Genomic DNA, 9,728 nt, shown 5'->3' with positions numbered 1-9,728 from the left:
CCAAGGCGGCGCAGGGCAAGGGCAAGGCCGCCGCGCCGGGAGCGAAGACGACTGCAGGGGGGCAGGGCGCCCCGCGCAAGGGCAGCGGCGCGCCGGCCGAGCTGACGGCGCCGCGCGGCAGCGCGCCGAAGACCAAGGAGCAGAAGCGCCGCGAGGCCGAGGCCCGCAACCGCGCCTATGCCGCGCTCAAGCACCACCGCAAGCGCATCGCGGAGCTCGAATCGCAGATGGATCGCGACGATACGCGTATGGCGGAGCTTTTGGAGCTTATGGCCGATCCCGATTTATACATCAACGAGGATGCATCGAGTGACGCCATCGCCGAGCATGCGGCCATCAAGAAGCGTCTCGCTGCGGCGGAGGAGGAATGGCTGACGCTCACCGAGGAGCTTGAGGCCGAGATGGCGAGGCAGGCCGCCGATGCCTAACGAGTCCACGTATTCAGCGGCGCCTGCATCCTCGGCCTTCGCCGCGACCGAGGAGAGCCACGAAGGCCGACGCCTGCATGTCGTCCTCTTCGAACCTGAGATTCCCCAGAACACGGGCAACATCGCGCGCACGTGTGCCGTGGTGGGTGCCACGCTGCATCTGGTGGAGCCTCTGGGGTTTCGTTTGACCGAGCGCAATCTGAAGCGCGCGGGATGCGATTATTGGGACGAGGTCGACGTGGTGCGCCATGCCTGCGCCGAGGATTTCCTCCGAAGCCACGCCGGGTGCGAACTCCGCTTTTTCACGGGGCACACGCCGCGCCTCTACACGGATGTGGAGTACGGCGCGGGCGGCCGTGACACGTATCTGGTGTTCGGCAGGGAAAGCCGGGGCATCGACCCCGATATCCTCGCCGCCCATGAAGACGAGTGCGTGCGCATTCCCATGCGTGATGGGCTTCGCAGCCTGAATCTGTCCAACGCGGTTGCCGTGGGCGCGTACGAAGTGGTGCGCCAATGGCGGGAATTGAGGTAGACTTACCCCATGTTTTCCAGCAGCTATCTTATCTATGTGGTCATCAGCGTCCTGTGCTTCGTGCCCGCCATCGTGCTGCACGAAGTCGCACACGGGTTCGCCGCCGCACGTCTGGGCGATCCTACCGCCAAATCGCGTGGGCGCCTGAGCCTCAATCCGCTCAAGCACGTCGACCCGTTCGGCACCGTCATCCTGCCGCTTCTGCTCATGATGATGGGAGGGCCGGTGTTCGGCTACGCGAAGCCCGTGCCGTACAACCCGATGTACTTCAAGAACGTGCGTCGCGGCGAGGCCATCGTGGGCCTGGCGGGCCCGGCGGCCAACCTGCTCATGGCGCTCGTCGGCGCTGCCGTGGCCTGGGCGTTCTACGCGATGTTCGCCGCCGGTGGTGTGGGCATCCTGGGAAGCGAAATCTTCCAGTGCTTCTATTTCGGATTCATTCCCCAGTTCATCCTGATCAACCTGTACTTGATGTTCTTCAATCTCATTCCCATTCCGCCGCTTGACGGATCCAGCGTCATCGCGCTGTTTTTGAACGACCGCATGCTGCGCAAGTACTACCAGATCCAGCAATACGCGCTGCCCGTGTTCATGGCGGTGGTGGTGCTCGTGCCCTATATCTTCCATTTCAACCCCATCGGCATCTACCTGAACGCGACGGCGGGCAACCTGGCCTCGCTGCTGGTGCCGTTCATGCTGTAGGCGGCGTCATGTCGTACCGTGTTCGCATAGATAGCTTCGAGGGGCCCTTTGACCTGCTGCTGTACCTGGTGAGCAGGCAGCGCGTGGATATCGGCTCCATCTCCATCACGCAGATCGTGGACCAGTACCTGGCCTACATCGACCGCATGCGCGAGCTCGATCTGGATGTGGCAAGCGATTTCCTTCTGGTGGCCTCGACGCTGCTTGAGATTAAGGCCGCCTCGCTTATTCCCAGCGCTCGCGACGAGGTGGACGAGGAAATCGAGGAGCTTTCTCCCAGCGAGGCGCGCGACATCCTGGTGGAGCGCCTGCTGGCCTACAAGCAGTACAAGAATGCGGCGGCGGCCCTGGGCGCGCGCTTCGAGCTGGAAGGGCGCATGCATCCGCGTCTTGCCGGTCCCGACCAGGAGTTCTTAGGGCTCATGCCCGACTATCTGGAGGATGTCACGCTTGATTCGCTGGCGCTTTTGGCGGCTGAGGCCATGGCGCGACGCGATGTGTTCCTGCTGGAAAGCGAGCATATCGCGGCCAAGCCCATTCCGGTGGAGACGCATGTGCGCGCCATCCACCGCCGCATCAGCGTGCGCAAGCACATGATGTTCAGCGAGCTTCTGGCCGAGGCGCCTTCCGTGCCGATTCGTGTGGTGAGCTTCCTCGCCGTGCTGGAGCTCTACAAGCGCACCATGATCGATATGCATCAGGATGAACCGTTCGACGACATAGGCATCGACTACATCGAAGGTTCCGGCGAATTGGTATTCGATTCCGACGAAGAGGAAGGGGAGAAGCAGTGAGCTTTGCCGATATGCCTCAGGAGAGCATCCCCGGCGCCATCGAGGCGCTGCTTTTCGTGAGCGACGAGCCGGTGAGCGCGATGACGCTGGCCGATATGCTCGAAATCGACCTTCCCGCCACACAGGCGGCGCTCGATGAGCTGGCGCGCCGCCTTGAATCGCAGGATGCGGGCGTGCAGCTGCGCGAGGTCGCGGGCGGATGGCGCCTGTATACGCATCCGCGCTACCACGAGCTTATCGAGAAGTACGTCATCTCGTGGGATACGCGGCGTCTTTCGCAGGCGGCGCTCGAGACGCTTGCCGTTATCGCATATAACCAGCCCATCACGCGCGCGGGCGTCGTGTCCATTCGCGGCGTGAACTCGGACAGCCCCATCAATTCGCTCATGGAGAAGGGCCTGGTGCGCGAGGCGGGACGCGAGCAAAGCCCCGGCCAGCCCATTCTTTATGCCACCACGCGTTCGTTCCTGGAGAAATTCGGTTTGGCGTCTGTGGCCGACCTTCCCGATCTGGAGGAGTTCGCCCCCGACGAAGAGAGCCGAAGGCTCATCCGCGAACGTCTGGGCGTCACGCGTTCGGAGGCGCAGGAAGCCGAAACGCTGTTCGACGACGACCTGGCCCTTGACCTGACGCTCGATTTCGAGGCTGCAGAAGAGGACGACGCGTCGATTGCGCCTGAGCCGATTGACGCGCTGAGCGGGTTCATGCCTCCTGAAAGCGTGTGGGAGGTTCCCGGCGCGGCGGCCGAGGAAGACGCCCAAAGAGGGGAGGGGCGCGATGGCCAAGACCAATAGCCCTTCCGGGCATGAGCCCGAAGGCGAGGAGCGCATCGTTCCCATGCGCCTGCAGAAGTTCCTCGCGCGCGCCGGCGTCGCAAGCCGCCGCGGCAGCGAGAACCTGATGACGGCGGGTCGCGTGCGCGTGAACGGGCAGGTGGTTTCGGAGCTGGGGAGCAAGGTCGATCCGCGGGTGGACGTGGTGACCGTCGATGGCATCGAGATGCATCTGGCCGATGCGCCGGTCACGCTCATGCTCCACAAGCCTACCGGATACCTCACCACCATGTCCGACCCCTTCGACCGCCCGACGGTGGCAGATCTTGTACCCGTGTCGCGCTATCCGGGGCTGTTCCCCATAGGAAGGCTCGATTTCGACACCACGGGCATTTTGCTGTTCTCGACCGACGGCGAGCTGGGCAACGGCCTGCTTCACCCGCGCCGTCATGTGGATAAGTCCTATATCGCCCGCGTGGAGGGCCGCATCGCCCCTGAACAGGCGCAGGCGTTGCGCGACGGCGTGATGCTGGAGGACGGCATGACGCTTCCCGCCGAGGTGGAGGTGCTGCGCGCCTCGCCGCGCGGCAGCGAGCTTGCCATAACCATCCATGAGGGACGCAAGCGCCAAGTGAGGCGCATGTGCGAATACGTGGGTCATCCCGTTCGCGAGCTCCATCGCTGCCGGTTCGGCCCGCTTACGCTGGGCGATCTGCCCGAAGGCCAGTGGCGGCTGCTCAATGATGACGAGGTGGAAAGCCTCCGTCGCGCCGCTCGGCGGTAAGTGGTGCTAGAATCGTCTTATGCATTGAGATGAAGGAGGGCGTCATGGACGTGTTGAGCAAGACGACGGCCATCGAGCCGCTGCACGGTTCGCTTCTGGGAAGCGTCAAGGTTCCGGGCGACAAGAGCATTTCGCACAGAGCCGTTCTTCTCGCCGCCATGGCCGAAGGCACCTCGCGCCTTTCGGGCGTACTTGATTCCGCCGACGTGCGCTCCACCATCGCCGCGGTGCGCGCGCTCGGTGCCCAGGTGAGCCTTTCTAAGACCGCCGACGGAAGTCTCGAGGGCGGCATCGTGGGCTGGGGCACCAAAGGCCCGCAGGAGCCCGACGGACCCATCGATTGCGGCAATTCCGGCACAACGGTGCGTCTCTTGATGGGCGTGCTGGCACCGTGGGATATCAAGGTCGAGCTGACGGGCGACGATTCGCTATGCCGCCGCCCCATGCGTCGCGTGTGCATGCCCCTGGTTCGCATGGGTGCGCGCTTCTCGCCTGAAGACAACGAGACCCTGCCTCTGACCATCCAGGGCACGCGTAAGCTGCGTCCTATCGTATACGCCACGCCCGTCGCTTCGGCCCAGGTGAAGACCGCCATTCTGCTTGCCGGCCTTTCGGCCGACGGCGTGACGCGCGTCACCGAGCCTTCCGCTTCGCGCAACCACACCGAGCTCATGTTGCCCGGCTTCGGCGCCCAGGCAACCTCGGCGGCCGGCGTCGCGGAGGTCGAAGGCCCCGTCACGCTGAAGGCCTGCGAGATTCCCGTTCCGGGCGACCCATCCTCCGCGGCGTTCATCGCCTGCGCGGCGGCCCTCATTTCCGGCAGCGCCGTGCAGATCGAAGGCGTGTCGCTCAACCCCACGCGCATCGGCTTCCTGCGTACGCTCGAGCAGATGGGCGTCGACGCCTCGCGGCGCAGCGTGTCGTCCCTGGGTCGTGAGCTTACGGGCATCATCTCGGTCCAGCACTGCGAGCGACTCCACGGCTGCGAGGTGCCGGCGGAAAAGATTGCCACGCTCATCGACGAGATTCCGGTGCTGTCGCTGGTGGCGTCCCGCGCGCGCGGCGTGACGGTGTTCCGCGGCATCGACGAGCTGCGCGTGAAGGAGACCGACCGCGCCGCCGCCATCGTCGAGGGGCTTGAGCTTCTGGGCGTCGACGCGTGGATTGAGGGCAGCGACCTGTTCATCGAGGGCGACCCGGCTGCCGCGCCCAAGCCCGGCGCCGTGTTCGACTCCCACAACGACCATCGTCTCGCAATGACGTGGGCGCTCGCCGGTATGGTGTGCGGGGTGCCGGTGGAGGTCATCAATTTCGAGGCGGTGAACATCAGCTATCCGGGATTCCTTGACGATATTCGGGGTCTTGTGCGCTAACGGTTCCGTAGAGGCTCCGTGATGCCGCCCCGTCACCTGGTGACATAACTCAACCATACGGTATAATTCCGTCTCCGGCGCGCCATCGAGCGCGCCGGAGCGTTTCGGGCTGCATGCCGAAACGCGACTATCGTCTCATTTGGTTCGATATGTATAGGGCGCGTCGCGGGGCGCGCATGAAAGGCTGGCCATGATTATCGCTATCGACGGCCCTTCGGGGGCGGGAAAGTCTACGGTCGCCAAGGCGGCGGCAAAAAAGCTTGGCTTCAATTGCCTCGACACGGGTGCGATGTACCGTGCCATCGCGTGGTACGCCCTGGAACACGGTTTGGCGCTCGATGACGAAGCGGCTTTGGGCGAGGTTGCCTCTACCAAGGAGATCTCGTTCGGGCATGTCGAGGGCGATCCCGCGCCGCGTCGCGTGTTCATCGACGGCGTTGAGGTGACCGACGCCATCCGCACCGCGCAAGTCGACCGCGCGGTGAGCTCCGCCTCGGTGCATCCTGCCGTGCGCGAGGCGCTCGTCGACCAGCAACGTCGCATCGGCCGCGCCGGCGATTACGTTGTGGAGGGCCGCGATATCGGAACCGTCGTGTTCCCCGAGGCGCCTGTGAAAGTGTTTCTTACCGCGACCGATGAGGAGCGTGCGATGCGCCGCGTTCGCCAGAACGAGCAGCGCGGGGTGGGTTCCGTCGACTTCGAAGAGGTGCTTGCCGACCTTCGCCGCCGCGATGAGGCCGATTCGAGCCGCGCGGCGTCGCCCCTCGTGGCGGCCGAGGACGCGGTAAAGCTCGACTCCACCGGTTTTACCGCCGACGAGATCATCGACAGGATCGTCGCGCTCGCCGATGAGGCGCGGTCGCGCTAAAGACAAGGAGAACCTCGTGTTCATTCCCTATGAAAAGATGTGGGACATGCCCATCAAGCCCACGGTGGATCGCGACGGAAACCCCGTCAAACCCATCACGCATTGGGTGGGCAATATCGTTTACGCCGTTGTTGCGTTTGTGTTCAAAATTGCGTTTCGCACGAAGGTCATAGGCGCAGAGAAACTCGATGCGGTGGCATCGCGCGGAGGTTGCCTTGTGGCCAGCAATCATGCCTCCTATCTCGACCCGGCGTTCCTATGGGTGGCGGGCAGACCCAAGCATTGGATTCGCTTCATGGCTCGCGAGAACATGTTCGCAAACGCCCACGGCCTCGCCGGACAGATCATCTCACGCGTCGGCGCGTTTCCCATCAAGCGCGCAAGCGCCGACCGCGTGGCTATCAAGCGCGCGGCTACCATGCTCAAGCGCGGCGAATGCGTGGGCATTTTCCCCGAGGGTACGCGTCGCGGTCGTGGCACGGCGATGCCTGAGCTCCACGGCGGCGCTGCCTTCATCGCGCGCATGGGCAAAGCCCCCATGCTCCCTTCCACGATTCGTAACGTTGATGCCATCAAGCACAAGGGCGAGCGTGTGCATTTTCCCCAGGTGACGGTTGTATTCGGCGATCCGGTGTACCTGGAGGATTTTGACTTTCTTCCCAAAGAAGACCGCCTTGACGCCGCCATGTGGTATGTGATGAGGGAATGCTATGCGCTTCTGCGCGACGTGCCGCGCGAGCAGGTGGATATGGCGGAGCTGTTCCCCGATGCCCGCGATTTCTCGCAGGAGCTTGCCGGGTGCGAGCTTTCTCGCGACGCACTGAGCCTTTAGGAGGTTCCCATGAAGGTGATTCGAGCGAAGCATGCCGGCGTGTGTTACGGAGTCGAGCGCGCGCTGGACATGGCCGTCGCCGCTATGATGGACGACGAGACCACCTATACGCTGGGCCCGCTCATCCATAATCCCAAGGTGGTAGAGAAGCTTGCCGCCAACGGCGTCAAGGTGGCCGACGACGTGGATGACGTCGATAGCGGCATCGTGGTCATTCGCAGCCACGGCGTGGAGCCGCAGGTGCTCGACCGCCTGAACCAGAAGGGCCTCACGGTCATCGACGCCACGTGTCCCCATGTGGCAAAGGCCCAGCGCGCCGCCGCCGAGCTGCGCGACTTGGGCGGCACGGTGCTGGTCATCGGCCGCGCCGAGCATCCCGAGGTCAAGGGGCTGTGCGGGCATGCGGGCGACGCCGCCGTGGTGATTGCGGGCGTCGACGAGATTCCCGAGCAGCTTGCGGAACCTGTGGGCATCGTGGTCCAGACCACTGAAAGCAAAGAGAAGCTTGCCCAGGTCGTGGAGGCGCTGCAGGCTCGCGGCATCGAACCTGTGGTGAAAAACACCGTGTGCTTCGCCACGCGCCAGCGCCAGGATTCTGCCGCGATGCTCGCCGAAGAGGTGGATGCCATCGTGGTGATCGGCGGCAAGAATTCCTCCAATACCACGCATCTGTTCGAAATCTGCAAGGCCCATTGCTCCTGTTCGTTCTTCGTGGAATCGGCCGATGAGCTTGACGCTTCGTGGTTCGACGGCTGCCAGACGGTGGGCGTGACCGCGGGTGCTTCCACGCCTGACGACCAGATTGACGAAGTGGTGGATTATCTGGAAACCTTGTAGATAGCTTTTGCAGACCGCTTTTCTCTTGGTATTATCAAATGCGTTGCTTTGACTGCGCCGTACTAGCACGACGCGGCAAGAGAAGAAGCAGGAGCGAATACACTATGATCGAAACAGGCTCTACGATTTGCGGCTGGACTCGCCGCAACTTTTTGAAGGCGTGCGGCGCTGCCGGTGTCCTCATGATGTTCCCGTGGCTCGCGTACGCAAGCGAAGCGGACGACCTTGAGGCCAAGGCAGACGAGCTGGACGCCCAGGCTGAGGCGGCTCAGGCCCAGATGGATGAGCTTTCCGCCAAGCTTGATGCCCTTGAGCAGCAGTTCAACGAGGCGCTGGCGCGCTATAACGAGGCCAACGAGGCCCATGAGGCCGCGCTTACCGCCATGGATGAGGCGCAGGACCGCATCGACGCCGCCAAGGTTCGCATCGCCGAAACTCAAGACCAATTGAGCAACCGTGCCGTCAACATGTACCGCGAGGGCAACCCCACCATGATTGACGTGCTGTTCGGTTCGCAATCCTTCGATGCCTTCGTCACCAACCTCGACGCCATGCAGAAGATCGGCGAGCAGGATGCTGCCCTGGTTCAGGAGAGCAAGGACGCCAAGGCCGAGGCCGACGCCGCGTATGAGGAATACTCCAGGCAGGAGAAGGTCGCTGCGGAGGAGCTCGAGAACGCGCGTATCGCCAAGGAAGAGCTCGAGGCCGCGCAGGCAAGCCTGCAGGAGGAGTACAACTCCATGAGCGACGAGGTGGCCGCCATCCGCGCCGAGGCCGAGCAGACGCGCATGAGCGCCGAAGAGGCCCGCGAGAAGGAAGAAGAGGCCAAGAGGAAGGCCCAGGAGGCTCTCGAGCAGGCCCAGGCCGCTGCGGCAGCTTCGGGCGGCTCCTCCAGTGGCGGTTCGTCGAGCGGCGGCTCCAGCTCGGGCTCCGTTTCCACCACGCCTTCCACGTCGGTGTCCGGTTGGGTGAATCCCGCCCCTGGCAAGATCATTACCAGCGGCTTCGGATGGCGCCCCTCCATCGGCGACTACCATCAGGGCGTGGATTTGAGCTGCAGCTACGAGCCCGTCTACTGCATGGCTGACGGCATCGTCACCACCTCGGGATGGTTCGGCACCGGCGGCATGGCCGTGACGGTCGACCACGGCGGCGGTATCGTGTCGTGGTACCTGCACAACAGCCAGCTGCTCGTGAGCGTGGGGCAGAGCGTTTCCGCAGGCCAGCAGATTTCCGTGTCGGGCAACACCGGCTTTTCCACCGGCGCCCACCTGCACTTCCAGATCAACGTGGGGTGCAGCAACGGCGTCAACGGCACCGCGGTGAATCCCACCACGTATTTCAGCTGGTAAGAACAAGTTTGAGATTGCGGGCGGCTCGCATGCGGGCCGCCTTTTTACGTTATGATTGCGTGTGCGTCCGGCGCGCCGCACCCGTGGAGGCGCTCCCGTATACGCGGTCTCCTACCGCTCGCTTTGCTCGCTATGCGTCGACCTAGCTTCTACAGCTTTTGATGGGTTAATTTGAGAGAAGCGAGTATACGTCCGGCCTCCGCGGAGGCGGCGCGCCGGACGCACCCGTTACCGAAAGAAAGGCCATCATGACCGCTACGTGCATACACGAATATCCCGGCGACCCCGCTCGTCCCGCCGCACGCATTCTCGCGGTGGAAGAAGGCTCACCTGCCGATGATGCCGGGTTCACGCCTGGCTGCATCATCACCGCCGTGGACGGCAATCCTCTGCGCGATATTCTCGACTGGCAGTGGTATTCCGACGGTGACGAGGTGCTGCTTTCCTATA

The 9,728-nt window shown here is 63.6% G+C and carries 11 protein-coding genes and 1 pseudogene; all 12 read left to right on the top strand.

The annotated features are described in order from the left end of the window. Positions 1-428, top strand: a pseudogene (locus tag Q0J60_RS04810) (ABC transporter ATP-binding protein); the annotation flags it as partial. Beyond that, on the top strand, positions 421-963 hold the full coding sequence (locus Q0J60_RS04805) for a tRNA (cytidine(34)-2'-O)-methyltransferase (protein ID WP_294439104.1): 543 nt from the start codon (positions 421-423) through the stop codon (positions 961-963). The pseudogene Q0J60_RS04810 and the gene Q0J60_RS04805, both read left to right, overlap by 8 nt. Positions 964-972: 9 nt before the next feature. Next, positions 973-1,665, top strand: a complete 693-nt coding sequence (locus Q0J60_RS04800; RefSeq protein ID WP_294439103.1) for a site-2 protease family protein — start codon at positions 973-975, stop codon at positions 1,663-1,665. Positions 1,666-1,673: 8 nt separating this feature from the next. Continuing rightward, positions 1,674-2,459: a ScpA family protein gene (locus Q0J60_RS04795; protein ID WP_294439102.1), complete on the top strand. Its 786-nt coding sequence runs from the start codon at positions 1,674-1,676 to the stop codon at positions 2,457-2,459. Beyond that, a complete protein-coding gene (gene scpB, locus Q0J60_RS04790) occupies positions 2,456-3,253 on the top strand; it encodes an SMC-Scp complex subunit ScpB (protein ID WP_294439101.1) in 798 nt (265 codons plus the stop codon). The genes Q0J60_RS04795 and scpB overlap by 4 nt, the downstream gene beginning before the upstream one ends. Beyond that, positions 3,237-4,016 (top strand): pseudouridine synthase, encoded by a 780-nt coding sequence (locus tag Q0J60_RS04785; RefSeq protein ID WP_294439100.1) that lies wholly within the window; start codon positions 3,237-3,239, stop codon positions 4,014-4,016. Before scpB ends, Q0J60_RS04785 begins: the two co-directional genes overlap by 17 nt. Positions 4,017-4,060: 44 nt before the next feature. Beyond that, the gene (aroA, locus tag Q0J60_RS04780) at positions 4,061-5,389 is read left to right on the top strand and encodes a 3-phosphoshikimate 1-carboxyvinyltransferase (RefSeq protein ID WP_294439099.1); all 1,329 of its coding nucleotides are present in this window, start codon (positions 4,061-4,063) and stop codon (positions 5,387-5,389) included. Between the two features lie 190 nt (positions 5,390-5,579). Further along, on the top strand, positions 5,580-6,257 hold the full coding sequence (gene cmk / locus Q0J60_RS04775) for a (d)CMP kinase (RefSeq protein WP_294439098.1): 678 nt from the start codon (positions 5,580-5,582) through the stop codon (positions 6,255-6,257). A gap of 16 nt (positions 6,258-6,273) precedes the next feature. Beyond that, complete coding sequence (locus tag Q0J60_RS04770; protein ID WP_294439097.1) at positions 6,274-7,089, top strand: 1-acyl-sn-glycerol-3-phosphate acyltransferase; 816 nt, start codon at positions 6,274-6,276, stop codon at positions 7,087-7,089. A 9-nt stretch (positions 7,090-7,098) separates the two neighbouring features. Continuing rightward, positions 7,099-7,926 (top strand): 4-hydroxy-3-methylbut-2-enyl diphosphate reductase, encoded by an 828-nt coding sequence (ispH, locus tag Q0J60_RS04765; protein ID WP_294439096.1) that lies wholly within the window; start codon positions 7,099-7,101, stop codon positions 7,924-7,926. A gap of 104 nt (positions 7,927-8,030) precedes the next feature. Then, positions 8,031-9,278, top strand: coding sequence for a murein hydrolase activator EnvC (locus Q0J60_RS04760; RefSeq protein ID WP_294439095.1), 1,248 nt, complete (start codon positions 8,031-8,033; stop codon positions 9,276-9,278). Positions 9,279-9,526: 248 nt separating this feature from the next. Then, positions 9,527-9,728 (top strand): PDZ domain-containing protein (locus Q0J60_RS04755; protein ID WP_294439094.1); only part of this gene is annotated, 202 nt, incomplete at its 3' end.

The organism is uncultured Slackia sp., assembly GCF_944321625.1.
Taxonomy (GTDB): Bacteria; Actinomycetota; Coriobacteriia; order Coriobacteriales; family Eggerthellaceae; genus Slackia.
The sequence above is the reverse complement of the archived record's forward strand: the minus strand, read 5'-3'. Positions and strand labels throughout refer to the sequence as shown.